25 protein-coding genes are annotated in these 24,626 nt (G+C 39.9%); 21 read left to right on the top strand and 4 right to left on the bottom strand.

Annotation, left to right across the window (positions count from 1 at the left end):
* Nucleotides 1-14: 14 nt before the first annotated feature.
* Nucleotides 15-1,004 carry a Gfo/Idh/MocA family protein gene (locus FEZ08_RS05680; protein WP_138190745.1) on the bottom strand — a complete coding sequence of 330 codons (990 nt, stop codon included), beginning with the start codon at nucleotides 1,002-1,004 and terminating at the stop codon, nucleotides 15-17.
* Nucleotides 1,005-1,152: 148 nt separating this feature from the next.
* Nucleotides 1,153-2,169, bottom strand: coding sequence for a Gfo/Idh/MocA family oxidoreductase (locus FEZ08_RS05685; RefSeq protein WP_138190746.1), 1,017 nt, complete (start codon nucleotides 2,167-2,169; stop codon nucleotides 1,153-1,155).
* Between the two features lie 138 nt (nucleotides 2,170-2,307).
* Here FEZ08_RS05685 and FEZ08_RS05690 point away from each other — a divergent pair, with 138 nt between their 5' ends.
* On the top strand, nucleotides 2,308-3,150 hold the full coding sequence (locus FEZ08_RS05690; RefSeq protein WP_138190747.1) for a MurR/RpiR family transcriptional regulator: 843 nt from the start codon (nucleotides 2,308-2,310) through the stop codon (nucleotides 3,148-3,150).
* Nucleotides 3,151-3,184: 34 nt separating this feature from the next.
* Here FEZ08_RS05690 and FEZ08_RS05695 read toward each other — a convergent pair whose 3' ends face one another.
* Nucleotides 3,185-4,276, bottom strand: a complete 1,092-nt coding sequence (locus tag FEZ08_RS05695; RefSeq protein ID WP_138190748.1) for a threonine aldolase family protein — start codon at nucleotides 4,274-4,276, stop codon at nucleotides 3,185-3,187.
* A 208-nt stretch (nucleotides 4,277-4,484) separates the two neighbouring features.
* Between FEZ08_RS05695 and FEZ08_RS05700 the strand changes: the two genes are divergently transcribed.
* The 14 genes from FEZ08_RS05700 (at nucleotide 4,485) to FEZ08_RS05765 (ending at nucleotide 18,157) form a co-directional block, all read left to right on the top strand.
* A complete protein-coding gene (locus tag FEZ08_RS05700; RefSeq protein ID WP_138190749.1) occupies nucleotides 4,485-5,660 on the top strand; it encodes a MerR family transcriptional regulator in 1,176 nt (391 codons plus the stop codon).
* 7 nt (nucleotides 5,661-5,667) lie between these two features.
* Entirely contained in the window at nucleotides 5,668-6,630 is a 963-nt protein-coding gene (locus FEZ08_RS05705; RefSeq protein ID WP_138190750.1) for an NAD-dependent epimerase/dehydratase family protein, read from the top strand.
* A 101-nt stretch (nucleotides 6,631-6,731) separates the two neighbouring features.
* Nucleotides 6,732-7,541, top strand: a complete 810-nt coding sequence (locus FEZ08_RS05710; RefSeq protein WP_138190751.1) for an HAD-IIB family hydrolase — start codon at nucleotides 6,732-6,734, stop codon at nucleotides 7,539-7,541.
* The gene (locus FEZ08_RS05715; RefSeq protein WP_138190752.1) at nucleotides 7,538-8,131 is read left to right on the top strand and encodes a DNA-3-methyladenine glycosylase; all 594 of its coding nucleotides are present in this window, start codon (nucleotides 7,538-7,540) and stop codon (nucleotides 8,129-8,131) included. The genes FEZ08_RS05710 and FEZ08_RS05715 overlap by 4 nt, the downstream gene beginning before the upstream one ends.
* A 23-nt stretch (nucleotides 8,132-8,154) precedes the next feature.
* The gene (locus tag FEZ08_RS05720; protein ID WP_138190753.1) at nucleotides 8,155-8,709 is read left to right on the top strand and encodes a TMEM175 family protein; all 555 of its coding nucleotides are present in this window, start codon (nucleotides 8,155-8,157) and stop codon (nucleotides 8,707-8,709) included.
* Complete coding sequence (gene fosB, locus FEZ08_RS05725) at nucleotides 8,706-9,122, top strand: metallothiol transferase FosB (RefSeq protein ID WP_138190754.1); 417 nt, start codon at nucleotides 8,706-8,708, stop codon at nucleotides 9,120-9,122. The genes FEZ08_RS05720 and fosB overlap by 4 nt, the downstream gene beginning before the upstream one ends.
* A gap of 163 nt (nucleotides 9,123-9,285) precedes the next feature.
* Nucleotides 9,286-10,158, top strand: a complete 873-nt coding sequence (locus FEZ08_RS05730) for a bifunctional 5,10-methylenetetrahydrofolate dehydrogenase/5,10-methenyltetrahydrofolate cyclohydrolase (protein WP_138190755.1) — start codon at nucleotides 9,286-9,288, stop codon at nucleotides 10,156-10,158.
* A complete protein-coding gene (gene purB, locus FEZ08_RS05735) occupies nucleotides 10,155-11,450 on the top strand; it encodes an adenylosuccinate lyase (RefSeq protein WP_138190756.1) in 1,296 nt (431 codons plus the stop codon). Before FEZ08_RS05730 ends, purB begins: the two co-directional genes overlap by 4 nt.
* Before the next feature lie 12 nt (nucleotides 11,451-11,462).
* A complete protein-coding gene (locus FEZ08_RS05740) occupies nucleotides 11,463-11,894 on the top strand; it encodes a type II 3-dehydroquinate dehydratase (RefSeq protein ID WP_138190757.1) in 432 nt (143 codons plus the stop codon).
* A 132-nt stretch (nucleotides 11,895-12,026) separates the two neighbouring features.
* Nucleotides 12,027-15,245 (top strand): S8 family serine peptidase, encoded by a 3,219-nt coding sequence (locus FEZ08_RS05745; protein ID WP_138190758.1) that lies wholly within the window; start codon nucleotides 12,027-12,029, stop codon nucleotides 15,243-15,245.
* Nucleotides 15,246-15,357: 112 nt separating this feature from the next.
* A complete protein-coding gene (locus FEZ08_RS05750) occupies nucleotides 15,358-16,428 on the top strand; it encodes a M24 family metallopeptidase (protein ID WP_138190759.1) in 1,071 nt (356 codons plus the stop codon).
* A gap of 18 nt (nucleotides 16,429-16,446) precedes the next feature.
* Nucleotides 16,447-17,169 carry a tyrosine-protein phosphatase gene (locus tag FEZ08_RS05755; protein WP_138190760.1) on the top strand — a complete coding sequence of 241 codons (723 nt, stop codon included), beginning with the start codon at nucleotides 16,447-16,449 and terminating at the stop codon, nucleotides 17,167-17,169.
* Between the two features lie 76 nt (nucleotides 17,170-17,245).
* Entirely contained in the window at nucleotides 17,246-17,803 is a 558-nt protein-coding gene (efp, locus tag FEZ08_RS05760; RefSeq protein WP_138190761.1) for an elongation factor P, read from the top strand.
* Nucleotides 17,804-17,818: 15 nt separating this feature from the next.
* On the top strand, nucleotides 17,819-18,157 hold the full coding sequence (locus tag FEZ08_RS05765; protein ID WP_138190762.1) for a hypothetical protein: 339 nt from the start codon (nucleotides 17,819-17,821) through the stop codon (nucleotides 18,155-18,157).
* Between the two features lie 39 nt (nucleotides 18,158-18,196).
* Here the strand turns inward: FEZ08_RS05765 and FEZ08_RS05770 are convergent, their stop codons facing one another.
* Entirely contained in the window at nucleotides 18,197-18,763 is a 567-nt protein-coding gene (locus FEZ08_RS05770) for a GNAT family N-acetyltransferase (protein ID WP_138190763.1), read from the bottom strand.
* A 165-nt stretch (nucleotides 18,764-18,928) separates the two neighbouring features.
* Here FEZ08_RS05770 and FEZ08_RS05775 point away from each other — a divergent pair, with 165 nt between their 5' ends.
* From FEZ08_RS05775 to FEZ08_RS05800, 6 genes are all read left to right on the top strand, one after another.
* Complete coding sequence (locus FEZ08_RS05775; protein WP_138190764.1) at nucleotides 18,929-20,905, top strand: ABC transporter ATP-binding protein/permease; 1,977 nt, start codon at nucleotides 18,929-18,931, stop codon at nucleotides 20,903-20,905.
* A gap of 63 nt (nucleotides 20,906-20,968) precedes the next feature.
* The gene (locus FEZ08_RS05780; protein ID WP_138190765.1) at nucleotides 20,969-21,577 is read left to right on the top strand and encodes a TetR/AcrR family transcriptional regulator; all 609 of its coding nucleotides are present in this window, start codon (nucleotides 20,969-20,971) and stop codon (nucleotides 21,575-21,577) included.
* 151 nt (nucleotides 21,578-21,728) lie between these two features.
* Nucleotides 21,729-22,172, top strand: coding sequence for a transcription antitermination factor NusB (nusB, locus tag FEZ08_RS05785; RefSeq protein WP_138190766.1), 444 nt, complete (start codon nucleotides 21,729-21,731; stop codon nucleotides 22,170-22,172).
* Nucleotides 22,173-22,238: 66 nt separating this feature from the next.
* Entirely contained in the window at nucleotides 22,239-23,516 is a 1,278-nt protein-coding gene (xseA, locus tag FEZ08_RS05790; RefSeq protein WP_138190767.1) for an exodeoxyribonuclease VII large subunit, read from the top strand.
* Nucleotides 23,509-23,748, top strand: coding sequence for an exodeoxyribonuclease VII small subunit (gene xseB / locus FEZ08_RS05795; RefSeq protein WP_138190768.1), 240 nt, complete (start codon nucleotides 23,509-23,511; stop codon nucleotides 23,746-23,748). The genes xseA and xseB overlap by 8 nt, the downstream gene beginning before the upstream one ends.
* A gap of 6 nt (nucleotides 23,749-23,754) precedes the next feature.
* Nucleotides 23,755-24,621, top strand: coding sequence for a polyprenyl synthetase family protein (locus FEZ08_RS05800; RefSeq protein ID WP_138190769.1), 867 nt, complete (start codon nucleotides 23,755-23,757; stop codon nucleotides 24,619-24,621).
* Nucleotides 24,622-24,626: the final 5 nt, after the last annotated feature.

A 24,626-nucleotide genomic window follows, 5' to 3' on the forward strand; every position in this document is an offset into this window, starting at 1 on the left:
GGCTTTTTTCAATTTTATTCATCAGCCGGAAAAATGATTCCGGCGCTGATTCGTGCTTGAGTTAGAATTTGCATCACATTGCGGCTGTGTTCCAGTCGCTGCTGCATCTGTTGAACATCATTTGCCGCCAGCATTTTAGTAAATGCTACAAATTCGTCATACATGCGATGTTTATCGGCTTCGTAGTTGTAATTAGTTATTGTACCGCTTTTGCGGTCGTAGTGGGTGAATTCCGGCAAGACATTTGCCGCGCCATCTACATGGATAGTACCGTTCTCACCTTGAATCGTTACAAAGGAAGTAGCGGCGCAATCCTTAGCACCGATGCAAACGGCTTTGGTGCTGCCGTAATCAAACATCAAAATTCCTGAAGTATCAATTGCTTGTTCAATGTTGGCAGCATATTGCACCGCATTTGGCGCGCCAAGCAAGCCGGCAACGAAGTGAACATTGTAGCTATTTAAATCCATCAGTGCGCCACCGGATTTGCTACGGTCAAAGGCGGGGAGAATAGTGCCGTTTTTGAAGGCATCATAACGCGATGAGTATTGCGAATAGTTAGCTTCAATCAGTTTGATAGCACCAAGCTCTGGCATGAGTTCGCGAATCGCTTGATAGTTTGGTGAATACTGGTTAGTAATTGCTTCAAGCAGAAAAACCGGTTTTTGGTTTGCAATATCAATTAATTGCTCAAGTTCGTTGAGATTGCTGGTAAATGGTTTTTCGCAAATAACATGTTTGCCGGCTTCTAATGCTTGTTTTGAAAAAGCAAAATGTAAGTTATTGGGCAGGGCAATGTAGACAGTATCAAACTCTGTGCTTGCCAAGAAGTCTTCATACTCGATGAAGACTTCTTGGATTTTATACTCATCCTGCAACTGCTCAAGAACAGTTATATCACTTGCAAGACCAAATATTGCCTGTAACTGTATCTCAGGGATTCTTTTTAACACTGGCAGGACGTCATGGACAATCATGCCGCTGCCAACAATTCCAAGTTTCATAATTAATCACTCCATTATTATTTTATATAGTTAGACTTAATTGAAAACGCTTGAAATCGTAGGAAACTGAAAAAATTTTGATTGAGCGTATCCAAAAATACGTGATTGAGGAATTTTTTCAGTTTGCATAGATTGCGGGCGTTTTAAATCAGTCTAATTGAGAAATTCCGGTTTCAAGCATCTCCATCACCAGCATTGTTTCTTCGTCCTTAACAATCTTTTCTGCGCCGTCACGAATCGAGCGATACATGCCGTCATAGATGCGACCGTAATCACCATTCTCAGAAATAACTTTTTCCTCGTGATAAACACCAGCGTCATCAATATAGGTTAGAGTGCCATAATGTTCTGGTAAGTCGATACCAAAACCAGGCTCACCCGGCATGTAGAAGAGTTTCAAATGTTCTTCCTGGCGATCAATTGTGGTTTTTTCAAACATACCCTTTTTACCATAAACAATAAAACTAGGACGCATTTTTAAACGGAAGAAGCTCGAGCGGATAGAAACTTTTAAACGGTCATAATATAAATCAATGTCGAAGTAGTCATTGAAGCGGCCTTTACCTAGAAGTTGACGAACATCATAATGCACATTATCCGGAGCTCCAAAGAAGCTCACTGCTTGATCAATAGTATGGCAGCCATGACCATATAAAAAGCTATTAAATGGATCAAATGCTTCAACACCAAGCGGCACTTCAGGACGGAAGTAATCATAGTTCATTTCAACTTCGATAATATCACCGAGCTTGCCGCTTTTAATGACTTTCTGCATGGTTAAGAAATCTGAATCAAAACGGCGGTTTTGGTAACATTGCACCAGCAATCCTTTTTCCTTAGCATAAGCAAAAATTTCCTTAGCTTCATTACTTGTCATCATAAATGGTTTTTCAACTAAAACATGTTTGCCGGCATCAAGCACCATTTTTGCATATTCATAATGTGAATCCTGCATCGTAGCAACTACAATCATTTCAATTTCCGAATCATTAAGTAATTCCTGCAAATCCGTAGTATAATGAACCTGAGGGATTTTTTCCCAGATATCATTTTCGGGATTACGAGAGTAAATGGTTTTCACCTTAATTGTCTCGCGTTGTAAAACGAAGGGCAGGTGGTAGCGATTAACACTCTTACCATTACCAATATAACCAATAGTTAACATAAACTTCACTCCTTAAAGTATCTTGCATTTATTATAACAATAAAATTGGGATTCTTACGGAATTAGGAAAAAAAGTTCATCATTTCAATATTAATATGAATAAAACCCGAACCAAAGGTTCAAAATGGAGGAACAACTATGAAATTTCAAGAGCAACTGTATAATGCTGAATTAACTGATTCTGAAATAAGGATTGCTGATTTTATTATCAGCAATCCGGCAAAACTTGAATCGCTAACGATTCAAGTTTTGGCTCGTTCCACCTATACCTCAAACGCTAGTATTATTCGCTTTGCCAACAAATTAGGCTGGCGCGGCTTTAGTGAGATGAAAATTGATTTGATTAAAGCAAGAGAAGTGCAGAAGTATACTTTAGCAGAAATTAATCCTAATGTACCATTTGAAGATAATGCTTCTATTGATCAGATCGCCCAGGATATTATGCATCTCATGCAACGTGCAGTTGTTGAGAGCAATCAATTTATTGACGAGGCAGCAATCTTTCAAGCTACCAAACTGCTTTATGATGCTGAAAGAATATTTATATTTGCTTCTGGTGATTCGCAGGTGCGTGCCGAAAGCTTCCAAAATAAATTATGGAAAATCAATAAGTATCCGATTATTGCTAATGAGCGCGGAGAGACCAGTGTAAATGGCGCAAACCTGACACCAAAAGATTGTGCTTTTTTCATTAGCTATACAACTAAGTCAGCAAATAGTAATCGCATTGCCCGTCGTTTAAGAGCGAGCGGTGTGCCGACGATTTTATTAACGGCGCGCGCGGAAAGCAATCTTGGCAAGAACGCTGATGTTATTCTGCAAGTGCCGCAAATGGAAGTGAGCGAATTGATGAAGATTGCCACTTTTGCCTCACAAACAGCTTTTGACTACGTACTCAATGTATTGTTTTCAACTTTATATCAGATTGATTATCAAAAAAACAATGCCCGCCAGCATATTTTGGATCGGGAACAAAGATAAAAACCGGGAGCTTACGGCTCCCGGTTTTTTGCGTTTAAATATGAGATTGTAATTGCGTATTGAGTTCATTAAATAGTTGAGTTAATTCTGCTTCTGGGATTGCTGCAACGGCATCGCCGACTGAAAGCTCAAAACCGCAACCGGTTTTGGTAGATACTAAGTAACCGCTGATGCCAATATTGCTCTTTTCTTGTAGCTCCTTTAATAGCGGAGCGACAGTTTCCGCCGGCAATGCGAAGTGAACATGGAACATGTTAGAAACCGGCGTTTCCGGCAATGTGGTTATTCCGGCACAATTATTAAACGCAACTGCCAATTTTCTAGCGGTTTGATAATATGTTGTCATGTTGTTAATTCGCTTGTCGAAGTAGTAATCAGCAGCGAGAATGTATGGGTAGAGGCTGATTAGGTCACCACCATAACGACGCTTCCAGATTTTAGCCGCTTCACAGAATGCGGAATCGCCGAGCAGGATGGCTCCGGCAATTCCGCCTAAGCCTTTATAGAATGAAGCATAGACGCTATCAAATAAACTGGCAATTTCTTTTACACTTTTCTGATAGTATGGTGTGATTTCCCAAATGCGGGCACCATCAAGATGCAAAGCAATGTTGCGCTCATGGCAATAAGCAGAGATAGCCTCTAATTCAGTAAAGCTGGGTAATTGGCCGCCGATTTCGCGTTGTGGTAATTCCAGTAATACACAAGCAACAGTTTCCGGTAGGTTTTGGATATCTGCTAATGTAGTGACCCGGCTTGCTTCGCCAAGTAAAATTGGTTTGATTGGCTGTAATACTTTCAAGCCGTCTTGTTCATGGATTTCTAAGTGCGACAATGGGTGATAGGCGACATTATTATTGTTGTGCCGATCACACCAGATGCGTAAGGCGATTTGTTGGGCCATAGTGCCGCTCGGAAAGAATACCGCAGCTTCATAGCCAAAGAAATCAGCCATTTTATTTTGGAAATCAGTGATGATGGTTCCTTGACCATACATGTCACTTTCAAGGCTGACATCAATGTTTTCTAAAGCTGTTTTTAAGATGCCAACGTTGCGGGGACCATGTTGCGCTAATTTATAGCTGGTTTTTTGGTAGCTGCTTTTTAGTTCAGAAAGGTTATCCATTTAAATCGCTCCCTTTAGTAATATTATTGACTATTGTACCACAGGCAATTGGCAAACGCTACGCCCGTGGAAGTATCCGAAGGGTGCAATTCCATGAAAATTGGCAAAAGTTTGAATATAAATGCTTGACAGTTACGTAACGTAACACGCTATAATACAATTAATCTTAAGATAATATTTTAGTTTATATATAAACGAGGTGGCAAGAATGGCTTATTCGGTATCTGAACTGGCAAAAATTGTTGGTGTTAGTAAACGACAAATCCGTTTCTATGAAGAAAAAGAATTACTACAATCAGAGTTTAGTGTAGAACGAGGCTTGAAAGTTTTTTCGGAAACAATGAAAGAGCAGTTGTACTTGATTCTTTTTTTACAGACTGCTGATTTCAGTTTACAGGAAATTGCCGGAATTATCCAAAGTGGTATGCCAACAGCAGCATTATTATCACGTAAGGATGCTTTAAAAGAAAAGCAACTGCATGTTGAGGCAATTTTAGCAATTATTGCGCAGTTGGAACAAAGTGAATTAGTTTTCACGGATACTGCGGATATGTATACTTTGCTGATGCAAGAACAACGGCGCCGTTCAGTTGAAGAACAGTATTCTGATAGTGAGAACTTTCAGTCGCGGCTTCAACTGCATGAACTGTACAGCCAAAATACTCAAGGCTGGCAGAACTGGGTTATTGAGCAGATGGATATTGGTGATGATGCCAATATTCTGGAAATTGGTTGTGGTACTGGTGAACTCTGGGATGACGGCCGGTATGCGTCACTACCAGAATCAGTAAAAATACTACTAACCGATAAGGAACAGACAATGTTGGAAATATGCCGCTATAAATTTAAAGGTATATCTCAGTTTCGTCCGGTGCGGCAGTTTGATATTACTGCGGACACTTTGATTGATGAGCAATTTGATGTGATTATCGTCAACCATGTACTGCAACTTTTTGATAATAGCAGTGAACTTTTGGCGCGAATTGCTAAGATGTTAAAGCCGGACGGCAAGATATATGCTTCAACTGTTGGTGAACAGCACATGTACGAACTGGAAATGCTATTGCAGAAACTTGATAAACGGATGACTTTGCGAATTGATTCTCAAGTACTGAATTTTAGCCTTGAAAAAGGACAAGAGAAGATTCCCAAAGGACTTACTTTGCTAGAAACACTTTACTATCAGGATCAATTAGCAGTAAATGAAATCCAACCGTTAATGCAGTACATTTACTCAACTAAATTTATCGGTAATGTCCAACAATTTGATAGTCCCGAATTTAAAGCCAAACTTGCAAAAATCCTTGCCACCGAACTTGAAAAGCAGAACGGTCAAATCAACATTCAAAAACACACGGGAATGTTTGTAATGCAAAAGGAGTAGAGAAAATATGGACAAAACAGTACTATTAACCGGTGGTGCCGGCTTTATTGGCTCGCACATTGCCGAAAATTATATTGCTATGGGCTTGAAAGTAGTGATTCTTGACGATTTATCATCCGGAACCCTCAATAATTTGCAAACGATTATTAATCATGAGAATTTGGATTTCTATCAAGGCAGTATCCTTGATAGAAATCTGCTGCAAACAATATTCAACAAGCACAAGATCTCAATCATCAATAATCATGCGGCACAAAAATCAGTGCCAGCATCAGTTGCCGATCCTATAAAAGATAACGAGCTGAATGTTGTTGGCTTATTATACTTGTTGGAAATGGTTAAGGAACATCCGGTTGAGCGCTTTATTCAGGCTTCAACCGGCGGCGCTTTAGCTAAAGAAATTATTGGCGATGAGCGTTCTAAAGAAACTGATACGCCAATGATTACTTCACCATATGCTTTGACTAAGTTTGCCGTTGAGCACTATTTAAGCATTTATGGCGAGCTCTATGGTTTTGACTACGCATTGCTTCGCTACGCCAATGTTTACGGACCGCGGCAAATCGCCGATGGCGAGTGCGGTGTTGTGCCAATCTTCGCCGACAACATTCTTGCCGGCCGGACATCAAAATTGATGACCTATGCCGACATGCCTCGCGGGTGCACCCGCGACTATATCTATGTCGGCGATGCTGCTGAGCTCAATCAACTGTTGATTGAGCAACCGCAGCTGCAATCCGGCATCTACAATGTCGGCAGCGGTATTGAGCTCGCGATGATGGATATATATGAAGCGCTGGAAAAAGCCTTTGATAAAGAGGTGGCGATTGAAATTGCGCCACCGCGAGCCGGTGATTTGCGACGCTCAATTCTAGACTCAAGCCATTTACTGGCCACATTCAATTGGCAACCGCATACTTCTTTGGAAGATGGACTAATGCAGTTGAAACAATACTATGATGAAAACTAAAAAACTGCCGGGCTCGCCCCGGCGGTTTTTATAAATTCTTCTCATTTGGTCAAAATTAGCACCTGTGTTATAATAAATTGGTGATAATTAGGAGGGAAAGAATGAAGAAAATTACTCACTTATTCAGCGATTTGGATGGAACCTTATTCGTTGATGAACAAGTATATAGAAAAGATGTTGAAGCAATTCACGCCTTTATTGCCAGTGGCGGCGAGTTTCATGTGGCAACCGGGCGAACCGATATAGAGATATTAAATTTAAGCATTGAAGAACATGTACCGGTACATTTCCGGGTTAGCAATAATGGTGCGACGGTAGTGACTCCGGAGGATGGGAAAATTTTTGAACGTTTGCTGCCGAAACCGGCAACAAAGTTCATTGCTGACTTTATTAGCGAAAACTATGGATTATTCGGTGATATTGAATGTACAACTCCGGACCTGACATATTTTTTGTATGAACCAGAGGACTGGGTGCTTTCATATAAAGCTGATTCGTATAAAATTGATCCTGAAGTAATTCACAAACTTGGTCATTCAATTGATTCAATTAAGTTTTTTATTGCTGGCCAAGAAGATGTCATTGAACGGATGGTGCATCACTTCGATACTGATTTCAAAGATACAATTGCTTACTTTAATGATATTAATGCGGTTAATATTGTACCGGCAAATGTTTCTAAAGGGACTGGTATTAACCGCATCCTTCATGACTATAAAATCAATCGTAATCAAATTGCCGTTATTGGTGATGCCGCTAATGACATTCCTATGTTTGGCGTGACGCCGCATAGCTTTACTTTTACACGCTCAAAACAGTTTGTAAAAGATACAGCGCAATATCATGTTAATAGTGTTGCTGATGCAATTGAGCGCATTATGGCTTATAATGAGCGAGTTGATAAACGATGAAAATAATTACTGAACCGCAATTTTTTACTCAGCCGGCGTTGGAACTAGCGCCGGCTTTGCTTGGCAAATATTTGGTCCGCCATGTAGATGGCGAGGAATTAGTTGTCAAAATTGTTGAAGTTGAGGCATATGTTGGACCGGATGATAAGGGTGCACATACTTATGGCGGCAAGCGCACCAACCGCACCGAAACGATGTTTTGGCGCGGTGGGCATATATATGTATATTTGATTTATGGCATGTATTACTGTATGAATATTGTTGCCGGGCTTGAGGGCGCTCCCGAGGCATGCTTGATTCGCGCCGTGGAACCGGTGAGCGGTATTGAAAAGATGCGCGCACTGCGACCGCTAAAGAGCAAGAAGCCGGAGTTGCTCAGCAACGGTCCAGGAAAACTGACGCTGGCCCTGAATATTGATAAAGATATGAATGGCTACGATTTGCTGGAGCAAAGTCAAATGTATTTAGCAGAAGGTGAAGTACCGCATAAAATTATTGCCGGCCCGCGAATTAATATTGATTACGCCGAAGAATACGTAGATGTCCCTTGGCGTTTCTACATTGCTGATAATAAATTTGTATCTAAATAAACTATGAACTGAGGAATATATTTATGCCAGTAAATCGAGTAGCAGCCTTTAGTGATGGCGTTTTTGCCATCATTATTACTATCATTATTTTAGGAATGTCATTTCCAAATAGCTATGATGTCGCAAGTATATTAAATTTTTCATGGGACATATTTGTCTTTTTTGAAGCAGGGTTGATGATTGGTGCCTATTGGTATGTGCAAAGTCGTCTGCTGGACGGACTTGAACGTATCTCAGTAAAGGGTGGATTGATAACAGTCATCTACTTGTTGGAACTTGCGTTAATTCCGCTGTTTACTAAAGGAATAATGGAAAATCCCGATGCAACTTTTCCAGCTTTAGGATTCGCGATAGTTATCCTGCTCTCAAATATTATCTACCATTTCATGCAACGTGAAATACAAAATCAACAGGCAATAACTTTTAATCGCAATTTAGCAATATTTGTAACTATCAGCACCATTATCATCGGTATAATCAGTATTTTTGCACCACGATTGGCTGTAATAACATTAATTATATTTCCGATTGTTCGCTGGAATGTGCTGCTTAAAATACCAAAGGAGCTGAAACAATGATTAAAGGAATCAACCATATTACTTTTTCGGTGGCAAATTTAGAGCGCTCAATTGACTTTTATCAGAAAACTCTGGGGGCAAGTCTTGTCGCCCAAGGCGAAAGACTTGCCTACTTTGATTTGGCAGGAGTTTGGCTGGCGCTAAACTTAGAAACTGAAGTAACGCGGAGTAACAGCAGTTATTCTCATATAGCGTTTAGTATTACTCAAGAAGATATTCCTGAGTTTTTGTCACGATTGCAACAAGCAGAGGTTACTATTGAGCCAGGCAGAAGTCGCAATATTGCTGAAGCTGATTCCATATACTTTCGTGATCCTGATGGTCACTTGCTTGAGGTGCATTGCGGCAGTTTGCAGCAACGTCTGGAGTTTTATTTGCAAAATCGTTCGGATATTGTAGTTTTTACCAAATAATTGCTTGGCGTATCTTGAACCGATATAGTGATTATGATATTATTAGTATAGAAAAAGACGATAGCCGCGCGCGCCATTTTGCGCGTGGCTATCGTGCAGCCACTCTGAGAACACAGACTCGAGTGGCTTTTTTAAAAAAGAAAGTGTGGGATTACATTAGTTTATGAGTGCTGAAATTATTGATGGATTTATGATTGCTAAAGGATACCGCGAACGTTTAGCGTTGGAAGTTGAAAAATTTGTCGCTGAACATGGGGTTCGTCCGGTTATTCGGGTGTTGCTGGTTGGCGATAATCCCGCAAGTCTTTCTTATATTAAGGGTAAGGTGAAAGCTGCAGCAGAGATTGGTATTGATTCTGAGGTTTTGCGTTATGAACCAAGTATCACTGAGGCAGAATTGTTGGCTGAGATTGAACGGATTAATCAGAATCCGGCGATTCATGGTATATTAGTGCAGTTACCATTACCTAAACATATTGATGAGCATAAGGTTGGTTTGGCAGTCGATCCGATGAAGGATATTGATGGTTTTCATCCGGTGAATCAAGGAAATAGTTTGGCGGGCAATTGGTGTTTGGAATCATGTACGCCAAAAGGAGTCATTGCTTTGCTTGATACGATTGGCTGCGATTTGAATGGTAAGAAAGTTGTCGTTATCGGTCGCAGTAATATTGTTGGTAAACCAGTATCGGTGCTGGCATTAAATCGTAATGCGACGGTGACGATTTGCCATTCACGGACTCAAAATTTAGCTGAAGAGGCGCGGCAGGCAGATGTTTTAATTGTAGCGATCGGTCAGCCGAAGTTTGTTGGTGCTGATTTTGTGAAGCCGGGTGCGGTAGTTATTGATGTTGGTATAAGCAGAACTGCGGAAAATAAATTAGTTGGTGATGTTGATTTTGATTCGGTGAAAGAAGTTGCCGGATGGATTACTCCGGTGCCTCGTGGTGTCGGACCGATGACAATTGCAATGTTAATGCAAAATGCTTTTGAAGCAATGACAAAACAAATTTCGGAAGGAGCGGTATCAGTATGATTGAACGGTATAGCAGAGCGGAGATGCGTGAAATTTGGAGCGACCAAAATCGATTCCAGGCATGGTTAGAGGTTGAAATTTTGGCAGCAGAAGCTTGGAGCAAGCTTGGTGAGATTCCAGAGAGCGATGTTACGGCAATACGTAAAAGTGCAACCTTTGATATTGCACGAATTTTGGAAATCGAAAAAGAGACACGCCATGATGTGGTAGCTTTTACTCGTGCAGTCAGTGAAAGCTTAGGCGAGGAACGTAAGTGGGTTCACTACGGTTTGACTTCTACTGATGTTGTTGATACAGCCTATGGTTATGTTTACAAGCAGGTGAATGAACTGCTTGAGCATGATTTAGAGCACATGCTTGAAGTGTTGAAGAAGCAAGCTTTAACTTACAAGGATACAATTATGATGGGACGTACTCATGGCGTGCATGCTGAGCCAACTACTTTTGGTTTAAAGTTTGCGCTTTGGTATGATGAAATGCGTCGAAATATTGAACGTTTTCAGTTAGCCCGCAAGCAAATTGAAGTTGGTAAGATTAGTGGTGCGGTTGGCACCTTTGCCAATACTCCGCCATTTGTTGAGGAATACGTTTGTGAACATCTTGGTATCGGTCATGCGCTGATTTCAACTCAAACGTTACAACGTGACCGCCATGCATTTTATATGGCAACTTTGGCTTCAATTGCCAGCACGATTGATAAGATGGCGACTGAAGTGCGCCATCTGCAACGTTCAGAAGTGCGTGAGGCAGAGGAATATTTTGCCAAAGGCCAAAAAGGTTCAAGTGCGATGCCGCATAAGCGTAATCCGATTGGTTCAGAAAATATGAGTGGTTGCGCGCGGGTGATTCGCGGTTATATGGTGACCGCTTATGAAGATGTCGCTTTGTGGCATGAACGGGATATTTCTCATTCATCAGTTGAGCGAATCATTATGCCGGATGCAACAATGTTGCTGGATTATATGTTGAATCGTTTTAGCAATATTCTGGAAAACTTATTTGTATATCCGGAAAATATGCGCCGTAATATGGATAGAACTTTGGGGCTCATTTTCTCACAGCGAGTGTTACTTGCTTTGATCGATAAGGGCTGGTCTCGAGAAAAAGCTTATGATACGGTACAACCTTTAGCGATGCAGGCTTGGGAAGAACAAGTGCCATATCGTAGTTTGATTGAATCAAACCACGATATCGTTGCGACTTTGAGCCCAGAAGAAATTGCAGACTGTTTCGATCCAAGTTATCATGTGAAGCACGTTGATGAGATTTTTGCCCGGGTTGGTTTGCTGTAGGAGAGTGGTGGCATGAAAATTTTTGTCATAAACGGACCTAATATTAATATGACGGGTATTCGTAATCATGCGGTATATGGCTACCAGACTTTTGATGATTTGCAACTGGAAATTTATGATTTTGCTAAGCGTAACAATCTGGATATCACAATCAAACAGAGCAATCATGAGGGTTTACTGATTGATTGGCTGCAACAAGCATTTTTTGAGGAATACGATGGCATAATATTAAATGCCGGCGCCTTTACGCATTATAGTTATGCATTGCGTGACGCGGTGGAGTCAATAAGACCAATTCCAGTCATTGAAGTACATATGAGTGATATTTATGCACGTGAAGATTTTCGTAAAAATTCGGTGCTGAGTGATGTTTGTGATGCTTCAGTCGTCGGTAAGGGATTTGGCAGTTATATTGAGGCTTTAGAGCTTTTATTAGATAAATAATTTTGGAGAAAAAGAGGAAACCAAGGCGGTTCGTGGGACCGCCTTGGTTTTTATTTATGATAAAAAAGTGGTTGCAATGAATTTTTAGTTGTGATAAAATTAACCCAATATTTTTTTTGAGGAGAGGATTATATGATAGAAAATTTATTAATTAACCAAAAATGTAAGCGCTTCCTAAAAATGGCTTCAAGTGTTGTTTTAGCAATTGCTTTGGTGTTCTCATTTGGTTCTTCAGTATTTGCGGTTGAGCCAAGCAGTGATGTTAGCGGTGAGAAGATTGATCCTGCAGTTTTGCAGTATGAGGGCAAAAACGTATCGATTATTGTTGAGTTGAGTGAAACGCCAACCGCGTTTAGTGAACAGCCGGCAGCAGAGGCAACCGTTGATGCAGAACATCGGGAATTTGTTGAAGAAGTTGAAGCTGTTGTTGCGGATAGTGTTAGTGATAATGGCAATTATCGGTCTAACAGTGTTCCCGAGAAGCTAGAGGTTGTTACTCTAAGCGAAACTAAGGCAGTCTTCAACAGTGTGGCAATGATTGTGCCTAAAAGTGAAGTGCCAGCAATTGCTGAGAACAGTTCAGTGAAGTATGTGTGGCTGAATAACAGCTATCATATTGAGCCTAACGATGTTGAGAGTTTTGCCAATGAAACCTTATATCCAAATCTTTCGACATTGAATGTAGCTGGTTTACATCAAGAAGGTTTGACCGGTTCGGGAATTAAGGTAGCGGTTTTAGATACCGGAATTGACTATAACCATCCGGATTTAGCGTCTGTTTACAAAGGTGGCTGGGATTTCATTGATGATGATAATGATCCTATGGAAACAACATACGTGGATTGGCAAGCAAGTGGCAGACCGGAGTATAGTGCCAGTGGCAATAGCTACTACACAAGCCATGGAACACATGTAGCTGGGACGATTGCGGCGACAGAATCAGCAAGTGTGGATTATGCAGCATTAGGTGTTGCGCCAGATGTAGATTTATATGCTTATCGTGTGCTTGGACCTTATGGCAGCGGCGAGGATGCGGGTATTGTAGCGGCAATTGAGGAGTCTTACACTCAAGGCATGGATGTTATCAATTTATCACTTGGTGATGAAAATCCGGTTGAAAAATCAGCTTCAAGTGTCGCAATTAACAACATAGCACGTTTAGGTGTTGTTCCGGTTGTATCTGCTGGCAATAGTGGTCCGAATTATAATACTATTGGTTCACCGGCAGTTGCACCATTAGCAATTACTGTTGGCGCTAGTTCAAGTGAATTTGAGTTACCGGAATATGAATTGTTTGATAATAATAATCAAGATTATTCAATTCGTTTGTTCGGACAACCATTTGCCGGTGTTGATACACTTTTGGGAACATCACAGCAAATCGTATATGCTGGATTAGGAAAAAGTGAAGATTTTACCGGAATAGATGTTAATGGTAAGGTAGCTCTGATTAAGCGAGGTGAAATTGCCTTTGTTGATAAGGCAGCGAATGCTAAGGCAAATGGCGCGATTGCGGTAATATTTTATAATAACGGCAGTGGCAAGATCGACAACTATCTTGGTGAAGCCAGTGATTTTTTGCCAATGTTTGATATGAGCGGTGAAGAAGGTACCGCATTAACATCAGTAATTGCTGACAATCAGCAAATAACTTTTGGTAATCAGGTGAATACACATGTAATGCCTGGTGACACTCTAGCAAGCTTTTCATCACGTGGCGGCTCAAATCCATCATATTTTGTAAAACCAGAAATTACTGCTCCTGGAGTGAGTGTTCTATCGACGGTTCCAGATTATGATGGCTCTAGTTATGACACAGCGTACGGTCGCAAAAGTGGAACTTCAATGGCGGCACCTCATGTAGCTGGTGTAGTTGCATTGATGCTACAATACGCAAACACTCAAGGCGTGAATTTGAGTGTTGATGATATACGCGTGCAACTTATGAATAGTGCGGTACCGCTTGATCAAGAGTATGGAGTTTATGCTACCGGAGCAGGAAGGATTGATCCGTATAAGGCAATTCATGCCGAAACGCAGATCTATTCATCGGCAACATATAGTTACTATACAGGCAGCGATTTAAGTTCAGCAACTGATACTTATCGCTCGGCAGCGTTGCAGTATGGCTATACATTAAGTAATGAGACTAAAACTGCAAGTCTGGTTTTTGATAATGATACTAGTACAAGTAAGACCTATAGTTTAAGTCTTCAGTCAACAACTGATGCTGCACTAGATAGTAGTTGGCAATTATCATACGATACAACTATTACCGTACCGGCAAATGGCAGTGAAAGTATGGATGTAACCATTGAATTGAATAATGATGCACCATTCGGCATTTATGAAGGAATTCTTGAGGTTACTGACAGTGAAACTAATCAAGTAACCAGAATTCCGGTTGCCTATGTGAAAAAGGACGATGGTGTGAAACTGGAACGGCTGCAACCAGTCGCATCAGTATTACGTAAGAACAATCCGTTTGTTCAGCGTGTTCCAGTAGCCAGTGTAACTTTCTTCGCTGAAGTTGATGAAATTACTCTGCATGTCTATCAAAACAATGTAAGTGCCAATGCCGGAGAAACATACTTAGGATCAATGCCATTAATTACCCAAGAAGATGAATTACTTGCAGCTGATAAGGCATATGCCTTTACTTGGGATGGTAGCTATTATGATAGTAGCAATCAGTTACAGGTAGCACCTGAGGGAAGTATACGCCTTGAAGCGCGTGCTCATGCAACTGATAATCGTCAGTTCAGTGAATCAATAGCAATGTTTATTGATAATTCAGCACCGGAACTAACTTTGAATAACATTTCACTATCAAGTGCGCATACAATTGAAATTGGTGAGCAGACACCGGTGACAACGGTGGATGGTAAAACGTACTATCAGTTAAGCGGAAAAGTTAGTGACAGCAGTTACGACCAACTGAATGCACTAGGTGAAACCAATGAAAGCGGTGATGCGTTTTCACAAGGAGATAATACCGTAGTGCTTTTAGATGAAGGTTTATCAACCATTGTCGATGTGCCAACGGTTGATAATCAAGGAAACTTTAGTTTGCTCATCGATAAAGCCGAATTTGATGCTAGCAATGGTATGAATTATCGCTTAACTGCTTTTGACTATTTTGGTTCTATGAATAGTCTAAATAGTGCGGCATCATTGCAATTAGTAAAAGGACAGAGCGGTGGCTCATCAAGTGGAACTAATAACAACAGCGGAAGTGAGGACATCACGGTATTGCCGCAAACCGGTCAAAGTTATTTTGAAGCGGGAGTGCTGGGAATGATTTTAGTCATTGGCGGCGCAGTATATATTTTACGCAAAAAAGATAATTAAGAGGATAAAGGCGGGAGTTTAGCTCCCGCCTTTATTAACTTTCTCACCAAAAGCAAAAAAGATGTGCTATAATAGATACAATAAATTTTGCAATATTAAGGAGTGTACAGTTATGAGAATTAAAACAATTCAAGAGATTTTAGCAGAAAAAAATTTGGACGCTTTACTTGTGGCAAGTGATAGCAATCGTCAGTATTTAAGTGGTTTTAGCGGTTCGTCTGGGGCTTTAGTGGTTACCCGTACAGATAGTTATTTAATTACTGATTCACGCTATACAACGCAAGCAACAAGTCAAACGGCACCATTCGGTGTAGAAGTTGTTCAACATAATGGACCGATGGCCTTGGATATTGAGTTAGTATTACAAAAACATGGTGTTAAGACTTTAGGTTTTGAAGCAGAACATGTTGATTATGCGACTTATCTTAATTGGGATAAACAATTTAGTGCTGAGTTGATTGCGACTACAGAATTAGTTGAACGCGTGCGCATGATTAAAGATGCTGAAGAATTAAAATTGATGGATAAAGCAGTTGAAATTATTGAAGATACTTATTTACATGTATTGGATTTTGCAAAAGCCGGAATGCGTGAGCTTGATGTGGCTTTAGAAGCTGAATTCTATATGCGTAAACTTGGTGCTTCTGGAACTTCGTTTGATACGATTGTTGCCAGCGGATGGCGCGGAAGTTTGCCGCATGGTGCTGCCAGCGACAAAGTAATTGAAGATGGTGATTTGGTTACCCTTGATTTTGGGGCGGTATACCAAAGTTATTGTTCAGATATGACGCGTACTTTTGCGGTTGGAACACCACGCAGTGAAAAATTAGTTGATATTTATAATATTGTTTTAAAATCACAGCTTGCCGGTTGCGATGCAGTTGCTCAAGGGTTGAGTGGTGCGGCCGTGGATAAAGTTGTTCGTGATATTATTACTGATGCCGGATATGGTGAATACTTTGGTCATGGAACCGGACATGCTGTTGGCATGGATGTTCATGAGAATCCACGGGTAAGCCCAGCCGGAGAGACTATTTTGGAACCAGGAATGGTAGTTACCATTGAACCGGGGATTTATATTCCGGAATTAGGCGGTATTCGTATCGAGGATATGATTTTAGTAACTGCTGATGGAAACCGCAATATGATGAAAAAAGCACCTAAAGAACTTCGCATTATCTAATTGAAGGGAAGTCTTAAAATGGCTTATAAAGATAGAATTAACCTTGATGGCACTCATAATGCCCGTGATATTGGCGGTTATCCCACTGCGGATAACAAGACCACCAAGTTAAAGCGCTTTGTTCGTACTGACGGACTGCATGATTTAACTGATGATGATGTGAAGAAATTGTTGGAATACGGTGTGAGTGTGGATATTGATTTACGCGGCACTGATGAGGTGGCACGAACTTCAGATCGGCTTCAGTCCGTGCCGGCAATCAAATACGTCAACATTAACTTGCTAGGGCATATTATGGATGTCATCGCCAGCGGCAATGGTGACGTGCCCAAATCACTTGGTGATATGTATATTGCGACTTTAAAATCAGGACAAGAATATTTTAAACAGATTTTTAAACTGATGCTTGAAGATAAAAATGCAACAGTATTATTTCATTGCTCAGCCGGAAAAGACCGTACCGGTATGGTTGCGGCAATGTTATTGATGTTAGCCGGTGTTGAGGAACAAACGATTATTGAAGATTATGCTATCAGCGCCCGTTATTTATCTCCGATTATGGATCAATTTTCGGTTGAAAATGACGCCAGTTTGAGCCACTTTTTGAATTCAGATGCAGAAAATATCAAGATGTTTATTGATGCTATTAATAAAGATTATGGCGGAATTGAAGCATACCTGAAACTTTGTGGGCTTCGTGATGAAGAAATCACGAACTTACGCGCCAGTTTTGTTGAGTAAATCCATATAGTAAAATAGATGATGTTATGGTATAATGGCTGAGTAGTAAATATCAAAATAACTAGGAGGAACCAAGATGATTTCAGTTAATGATTTCAAAACCGGAGTAACAATTGAACTTGATGGAAATATTTTTAAAGTTCTTGAATTCCAACACGTAAAACCAGGTAAAGGAGCTGCCTTCGTTCGTTCGAAATTACGTAACTTACGTAGTGGTGCAGTTATTGATCATACATTTAATGCCGGAATCAAAGTTGCCAAAGCGCATATTGATTACATTACCATGCAATATTCTTATGCAAGCGGCAGTGATTATGTTTTCATGAATATGGATTCATATGAAATGGTTGAAATTCCAGCTAAAGCACTTGAATGGGAGAAAAACTTCTTGCTTGAAGGCATGGAAGTATCGGTAGAATCATATAATGGTGAAATTATCGGGGTTACTTTACCAGATAAAGTAACAATGGAAATTGTTGAATGCGATCCTGCAGTTGCCGGAAATACAGCAACGAATGCAAATAAGAATGCAGTAGTTTCAACTGGATTGCAAGTAAAAGTGCCACTGTTTATTGAAAACGGTGAGCATATTATTGTCAGCACTCAAGACGGACGCTACGTATCACGCAGCTAGAAAAGAGGAGCAATTATGAAAAAAAGCGATTATTTTTATTTTGAAAATGATGAGGGTATCGGTGCAGTTAATCGTGATGCCTTGATTTATGTTGCTTACCAAACTTCTTTGGAAATGCTTGATATGTATCAATTACTTCCTGAAGAGCAAGTGAAAAAACTGGCTCGTAAGAAAGTGATTTTATCGGAAGAAGACGGTAAAGTAAACTTACATATGTATATTCCGATGAAACGCAATGTCAATGCTCGCGAAGTGTGTGAGTTTATCCAGCATGAAGTACGCCGCGTTTTCTTACATATGTGGAATATTAAAATTCATCGTATTGATTTAACCATTGATATGATTGAGATTTAAATGAAGGTTAAAAAAAGCAGAGCCCGAAGCTCTGCTTTTTTATTTTATTTCTTTAACCATATGATAGTACTCATTGCCATACAATTGACGTTTATCAGCATCACTGAATCCTTTGTTCAGGTATATTTGATGAGCTTTATTTTTGTTAATATCAACAATCAGGCTAAGTATTTTAAGATCACTGTTTCGAACTAAGTTTTCAACTGATTCAAAGAGTAAACTGGCAATACCACGTCCTTGCGCGGCAGCATCTACGGCAATTGAGTCAAGGTAGAATTCATCGGCATTTGCTTCACTGGTACTGAAAACCTGAGTCTTGGCATAATTATGTTCTGCCAGCCAGGCTTCGATGTTTTTGTCGAAAAGCTTGATTCTGTTGTAGGGGTATGCAATTGCTATACCAAGGATAGTGTTGTTTTCTTCAAATACCAGAGTGTATTGATAGCTAATGAAAACATCCTCAAGGGTAAAAAGTTGTTCAATAATGGCAATAGCACGTTCTATTGTAAAATCTGCTCCGAGAAATAATCGAATTGTTTCTCCGCTTGCTGAGTAGATAAGCGGAGCCACTTTTTTAGCGTCTTGCGGCGTCGCTTTTCTTATCATGATATCAAATCCTTTCGTCTACTATTTTAACATGAATAACATAAAAAGCTTATGGGAAATACACGTATATCACCAAAACACACATAAACTTCACTTGACCCATGACAACCTGTCACTTATAATAAATCCATACATGACAAGGTGTCATAAAAAAGGATGGATAACATGCATTTATTAGAATTAAAAGATATCAACAAATACTATAAAATTGCCGGAAACCAAAAGTTCCATGTGCTCAAAGATGTCAATGTCAGCTTTGATCGCGGGGAACTCATCTCTATAGTTGGTGAATCGGGGAGCGGTAAATCAACATTGATGAACTTAATTGGCGGTCTTGATTCAGATTTCAGTGGTCAGTTGCTTGTCGATGGTCAAAATATCGGTGAATTTTCTGTAAAAGAATTAGATCGTTATCGTAAAAACAAAGTCGGCTTTGTTTTTCAAAGTTTTAACTTAATATCGCATCTATCAGTACTTGATAACGTTACAATTGCTATGACATTATCAAACGTTAGCAAAAAAGAGCGTGTAAAACGTGCCGAGCAAATTCTGACTGAAGTTGGCTTAAAGGATCATATGCATAAAAAGCCGAACCAGCTGAGTGGTGGGCAAAAACAACGGGTTGCGATTGCCCGGGCGTTGATTAATGATCCGGAAATCATCATTGCTGATGAACCGACCGGAGCATTAGATTCAGAAACAACTACGCAAGTACTTGACTTAATAACCAAAATTGCCCAAAAAGGGAAATTAGTTATTATGGTAACCCACTCGGAAAAAGTTGCTGCTCGTTCAAGCCGGATTGTGCGGATTGCAGACGGAGCAATTATTGAGGATAGTGAAGGTATTGATTTACCGGTCAATATTGAAGCAACTGCCGGTGTTGCTAAAGATAAACAAAATCTTAGTTTCTTTTCGGCAATTAAGTTGGCACTTAATAACATGCGTGAGAAATTTGCGCGTAACTTATTAGTATCAATTGGTGGAAGTATCGGGATTGCTAGCGTAGTATTGATGTTGGCGCTGGGAAATGGTCTGACTGGATACGTTAATGCTTCGCTTAACGATATGGTCAATCCATTAGTAGTAGAAGTAAATATGCCGGCAGCCGAAGATGACAGCAATGATGCAAGTAATCCGGCGATGAATGCACCGGCCATGTCAATGCTTAAGCCAGCAGTTGCGTTTGAGCAAAAAGATATTGATACATTAACTGCAATTGACCATGTCGATAAAGTAGAAAAAGGCTACAGCTTGACTATGGGGGGCGGCAATTCTGCCAGTTATGGTGATAAAAGCAGCAGTATCATGATGTTCTCTACAATATCAGACAATGTTTCAGACAATATGATTGTTGCCGGAGATCGTCCTGGTAAAAACGAAATCATTATTAACAGTGGGTTAATTGATGGACTAGGTTTAACTGAAGAAAATGCCATCGGTAAAGAAATTGAAGTGGCAATTGTTGTTAACCAAGAAATTCTGAAACAACCATTCACTATCAGCGGTATTTATGATACTGGTATGCAACAAATGAGTGCCATTGGAACCGCCTATGTCAATTATGATGACCTTGAACAAATGATGGCCGATAACGATATTACCTTATCACCAACAACTTTATATCTAATTAGTGATGATGCAGCAAATACTGATGCAATAAAAGCAAAGGTAAAAGATTTAGGTTATAAAGGCTCAAATCAAGAAGCCATGCTTTCGCAATTTACTAATATTTTAGATATCTTAACCTATGTTTTAACTGCAATATCAGCAATTTCATTAATTGTTTCAGCAATTATGATTTTGGTTGTATTATATATTAGTGTTGTAGAACGGACTCAAGAAATTGGGGTATTAAAAGCTATTGGTGCCCGTTCAAAAGATATTCGCCGAATATTTACCTCAGAAGCATTTTTGATTGGTTTATTTAGCGGATTAATTGGTATCACTTTTGCCGGTGTTATCGCCTATTTTGTCAACATGGCATCTGATGCAACATTTGGTGCTGCCGTAGTAGGACTTACTTGGGAATATCTTGCCCTGGGATTAATCATTAGTATTATCATCAGTATGATTTCAGGATTGATTCCGGCGAGTATGGCTGCAAGACTTGACCCGGTTGAGTCATTGCGCCACGAATAAGAGAAGAATGGAACGACAGCAGCGGCAAGCCCTGCTGTCGTTCGAAAAAAGGAGCGATTGCTAATGCCAACAGCAACATTTTATAATTTGCCAGCCGAAAAAAAGGCGGCAATCATTGCCAGTGCTGAACATGAGTTTAGTCAGTATAATTTTTATGATGCCTCAATTAACCGGATAATAAAAAGTGCCGGTATTCCTCGTGGCAGTTTCTATATGTATTTTGAAAATAAAGAAGATTTATTCTTTTACTTATTGGCAAAGGTTCGAAATAAGTTGTTTATTCAGTTGGCTCCTTTGATAGTAAAGCGTCGTAATGACATTCTTGGTTTTTACTTAGAACTGTATGATATTGTTGTAGAACAAATATTTAGTTCGCGTCACAAGGAATTTTTACTGGGTGTTTTTATTAATATGAATGCAATGACTTTACGTCACCTTATGGATTTTGTGGTGAATAATAAAGAAGCACCAAATGAAAAACCGATTATTGCGGCACAAAAATATTTTGTTCAGTTGCGTGCCCTGAATGACGAAGAATCGCTATGTGTTATTGAGTTTCTGCGTGATGCATTATTAAGCGGTATTGTTACTGTTTGTATGAACGAGATGAGTGTGACCGAAATGCGACGCAATTTGGAATTGAAAACACAATTGTTGGCAAAACTTTTGTGAGAATTTTTTTAAAAAGTTCGGGACCGAAGTCCCGAGCTTTTATTGTTTTTTTCAATAACTTATGGTAAAATAGAAGGGCTTTATAAATAGAAAAAAACTATAAATTGGTTGCTATTTACAACAGAAAATGAAATTGGAGTGAGACTACCGCATGCGAATTATTTCCCGCGAAAAAGCGATGAAGACATTATATCTTTTAGATGTGCTGGAGCAGATTGATGAACAAAAGGGTTCTGAGTACTGGAACATAGCATATTTAACCCCACAGTTGGCTAAGATTGATGACTATTTATTGAATGAAAAAGATGATCAGGTTTATATCAAAAATTTAGTTGAAGGGGTTATTGCCAATAAAACTGACATTGATACTTTTATTGCTGAGCACTTAAAGAGTGACTGGACATTAGAAACGCTAGGGTTTATTGAGCGTGCGATTTTGCGTGTTGGTGTATATGAAGTGCGTTATGATGAGTCATTATCTGATACTATTGCAATCAATTCGGCGATTGAGCTTGCTAAGCAATTTGCCGATGAGTCAGCATATAAACTTATTAATGCAATACTTGATACTGCAGCTAAAACTAAAAACAAATAAGCAAAGCGTTGAGAAGCGCTTTGCTGAGTAAGAATTTTTAATGTAACCTATTAAAAGGGTGGTTGTATGGAAAAACCGGTATTAACTGTAAGTGCGTTAACAAAATATATAAAATTAAAATTTGATCGCGACATTCATTTGCGCGATATTTTATTACGCGGTGAAATTTCCAACTTCACCCATCATAGTCGCGGCCATATGTACTTTACCTTAAAGGATAATGAAACACGTATTGCCGCTGTTTGCTTTTCTAAAGCAGCAAGATTAGTGCCATTTACTCCGGAAAACGGTATGAAGGTTATTGTTCGTGGTGAAGTTTCTGTATTTCCTACGACTGGTCAATATCAAATTTATGTTGATAGTATTGAAGAAGATGGTATTGGTGATTTAAGTGTTGCTTTTGAAAAGTTGAAAAAGCAACTTGATGCCGAGGGATTATTTGATGTTGCTCACAAGCAAACCTTGCCTGAGTTTCCCAAGGCAATTGGGATTGTCACTTCTAGTACCGGAGCCGCATTGCATGATATATTAAGCACCTTAAAGCGCCGTTATCCGATTGCTGATGTTTATATTTATCCGGCGATTGTTCAGGGTGAATTGGCTGCTGATTCAATTGTTAAACAAATAGAACGCGCGAATGCGGCTGAGTTAGTTGATGTGCTGATTGTCGGTCGAGGTGGTGGTTCACTGGAAGACTTATGGGCTTTCAATGAAGAAAAGGTAGCACGTGCAATTTTTGCTTCCAAGCTGCCGATTGTTTCAGCAGTCGGGCATGAGGTTGACTTTTCAATAGCAGACTTTGTTGCTGATGTACGGGCGGCGACGCCGACTGCGGCGGTGGTTCTGGCCACGCCGGATGCGGTGCAGTTGCAAGCTTATGTTGAGCAGCAAGGTGCGAAGTTATATTTGATGATGCAGAGTAAACTTGAGCGTCATCAAAAACAGCTGAAACAAATTCAGGAACATGCAATTTTCCGTTATCCGGAAAGATTGTACCGTGGTTACCAGCAAAAGTTGGATTATATTGTCAGTCAATTGTTTCAGCGAACACCAAAATATCGCTTAGCTGGCGGTCAAGAACAATTGAAACATTTACGGCTACGCTTATTGCAGAGCATGAGACAAAAGTTAACACAAACAAATTATCAGTTTGAACAACAACGGCGGACATTGAATGCCTTAAATCCGTTGGCTGTTATGGAACGCGGCTTTAGCGTAAGTTATAATGAAGCTAACCACATCATTCGTTCGAGTGATGATGTAAAAATAAATCAACAGATTAAAGTAAAAATTACTGACGCCACACTGGTTTGTCAAGTGAATGAGGTGGAGAAAAATGGCTAAAACTAAAAGTGTTGATACTGAACAAACATTTGAAAGTGCATTAACTGAATTGGAAACGATTGTTAAAAAACTTGAAAATGGCGATATTGAACTGGAAGCGGCAATCGAACAATTTCAACTTGGAATTGAGCTTGCCGGGGTTTGTCATCAAAAGCTGGATGCAGCTGAGAAACGGATGACTAAAATCGTATCCGAGAATGGCGAACTTTTTGATTTTGAAATTGAGGAGTAAGTTGTTATGGATGAGCAAATTGTAAAGGATAAGCGCGCATTTGAAGTCTATTTGGCTGAAAGAATGGAATCAATTGAAGCGCCAGATACCTTAAAGCAAGCAATGAGTTACTCCTTGCTTGCTGATGGTAAAAAAATGCGGCCGCTTTTTGCTATAGCAACGGCAAGAACATTAGGACTTGAAATTGAGACTGTTTTTCCATTAGCAATGGCGATTGAAATGATTCATACATATTCGTTGATTCATGATGATTTGCCGGCAATGGATGATGATGATTTGCGTCGTGGCCGACCGACTAACCATATTGTGTATGGTGAAGCAATGGCAATATTGGCTGGTGATGCCTTGCTGACTCAGAGTTTTGAAGTTTTACTTGATACTCCGGCGGAAGCAGAGATAAAGCTTGAACTTGTTCGGATGTTGAGTATTGCTGCCGGCAGCAATGGTATGATTGCTGGTCAAGTGCTAGATGTTGAAGGTGAAGGCAAAGCTTTACTTGAAACTGATTTAACGATTATGCATCAAAAGAAAACCGGTTGCTTACTGGTTGCGCCGATAGTAGGTGCGGCTACTATCGCCGGAGTTTCAACTGATAATTATCAATTACTGAAACGTTTCGGCGAATGCATTGGCTTAGCATTTCAAATTCAGGATGATATTTTAGATGTTCGTTCAACAAGTGAAGTGCTTGGTAAATCTGCGAGTGATGCTGAAAATGATAAAAGTACATATGTAAGCATTTTAGGAATGGAAGCAAGCCAACAAAGATTTAACGATTTAATTACGGAAGCTATGGAAATATTAGAAGGATTAGCATATCCGGCGACATATTTACGTCTGCTAGTTGATTCAATGGTAAGTCGTCAAAAGTAGGGAGC

This window comes from Culicoidibacter larvae (assembly GCF_005771635.1).
In the GTDB taxonomy this organism is placed as follows: Bacteria; Bacillota_I; Bacilli_A; order Culicoidibacterales; family Culicoidibacteraceae; genus Culicoidibacter; species Culicoidibacter larvae.

What these genes read in the sequence shown, in the direction of transcription:
- FEZ08_RS05710 (WP_138190751.1), top strand. Translation starts at nt 6,732, where the DNA reads ATGAAGAAAATTACTCACTTATTCAGCGATTTGGATGGAACCTTATTC.
- FEZ08_RS05730 (WP_138190755.1), top strand. Translation starts at nt 9,286, where the DNA reads ATGAGTGCTGAAATTATTGATGGATTTATGATTGCTAAAGGATACCGC.
- FEZ08_RS05680 (WP_138190745.1), bottom strand. Translation starts at nt 1,004, where the DNA reads ATGAAACTTGGAATTGTTGGCAGCGGCATGATTGTCCATGACGTCCTG.
- FEZ08_RS05705 (WP_138190750.1), top strand. Translation starts at nt 5,668, where the DNA reads ATGGACAAAACAGTACTATTAACCGGTGGTGCCGGCTTTATTGGCTCG.
- FEZ08_RS05715 (WP_138190752.1), top strand. Translation starts at nt 7,538, where the DNA reads ATGAAAATAATTACTGAACCGCAATTTTTTACTCAGCCGGCGTTGGAA.
- efp (WP_138190761.1), top strand. Translation starts at nt 17,246, where the DNA reads ATGATTTCAGTTAATGATTTCAAAACCGGAGTAACAATTGAACTTGAT.
- FEZ08_RS05765 (WP_138190762.1), top strand. Translation starts at nt 17,819, where the DNA reads ATGAAAAAAAGCGATTATTTTTATTTTGAAAATGATGAGGGTATCGGT.
- nusB (WP_138190766.1), top strand. Translation starts at nt 21,729, where the DNA reads ATGCGAATTATTTCCCGCGAAAAAGCGATGAAGACATTATATCTTTTA.
- FEZ08_RS05740 (WP_138190757.1), top strand. Translation starts at nt 11,463, where the DNA reads ATGAAAATTTTTGTCATAAACGGACCTAATATTAATATGACGGGTATT.
- xseB (WP_138190768.1), top strand. Translation starts at nt 23,509, where the DNA reads ATGGCTAAAACTAAAAGTGTTGATACTGAACAAACATTTGAAAGTGCA.
- FEZ08_RS05750 (WP_138190759.1), top strand. Translation starts at nt 15,358, where the DNA reads ATGAGAATTAAAACAATTCAAGAGATTTTAGCAGAAAAAAATTTGGAC.
- FEZ08_RS05720 (WP_138190753.1), top strand. Translation starts at nt 8,155, where the DNA reads ATGCCAGTAAATCGAGTAGCAGCCTTTAGTGATGGCGTTTTTGCCATC.
- FEZ08_RS05695 (WP_138190748.1), bottom strand. Translation starts at nt 4,276, where the DNA reads ATGGATAACCTTTCTGAACTAAAAAGCAGCTACCAAAAAACCAGCTAT.
- FEZ08_RS05800 (WP_138190769.1), top strand. Translation starts at nt 23,755, where the DNA reads ATGGATGAGCAAATTGTAAAGGATAAGCGCGCATTTGAAGTCTATTTG.
- FEZ08_RS05685 (WP_138190746.1), bottom strand. Translation starts at nt 2,169, where the DNA reads ATGTTAACTATTGGTTATATTGGTAATGGTAAGAGTGTTAATCGCTAC.
- FEZ08_RS05690 (WP_138190747.1), top strand. Translation starts at nt 2,308, where the DNA reads ATGAAATTTCAAGAGCAACTGTATAATGCTGAATTAACTGATTCTGAA.
- xseA (WP_138190767.1), top strand. Translation starts at nt 22,239, where the DNA reads ATGGAAAAACCGGTATTAACTGTAAGTGCGTTAACAAAATATATAAAA.
- FEZ08_RS05755 (WP_138190760.1), top strand. Translation starts at nt 16,447, where the DNA reads ATGGCTTATAAAGATAGAATTAACCTTGATGGCACTCATAATGCCCGT.
- FEZ08_RS05770 (WP_138190763.1), bottom strand. Translation starts at nt 18,763, where the DNA reads ATGATAAGAAAAGCGACGCCGCAAGACGCTAAAAAAGTGGCTCCGCTT.
- FEZ08_RS05700 (WP_138190749.1), top strand. Translation starts at nt 4,485, where the DNA reads ATGGCTTATTCGGTATCTGAACTGGCAAAAATTGTTGGTGTTAGTAAA.
- FEZ08_RS05745 (WP_138190758.1), top strand. Translation starts at nt 12,027, where the DNA reads ATGATAGAAAATTTATTAATTAACCAAAAATGTAAGCGCTTCCTAAAA.
- FEZ08_RS05775 (WP_138190764.1), top strand. Translation starts at nt 18,929, where the DNA reads ATGCATTTATTAGAATTAAAAGATATCAACAAATACTATAAAATTGCC.
- purB (WP_138190756.1), top strand. Translation starts at nt 10,155, where the DNA reads ATGATTGAACGGTATAGCAGAGCGGAGATGCGTGAAATTTGGAGCGAC.
- FEZ08_RS05780 (WP_138190765.1), top strand. Translation starts at nt 20,969, where the DNA reads ATGCCAACAGCAACATTTTATAATTTGCCAGCCGAAAAAAAGGCGGCA.
- fosB (WP_138190754.1), top strand. Translation starts at nt 8,706, where the DNA reads ATGATTAAAGGAATCAACCATATTACTTTTTCGGTGGCAAATTTAGAG.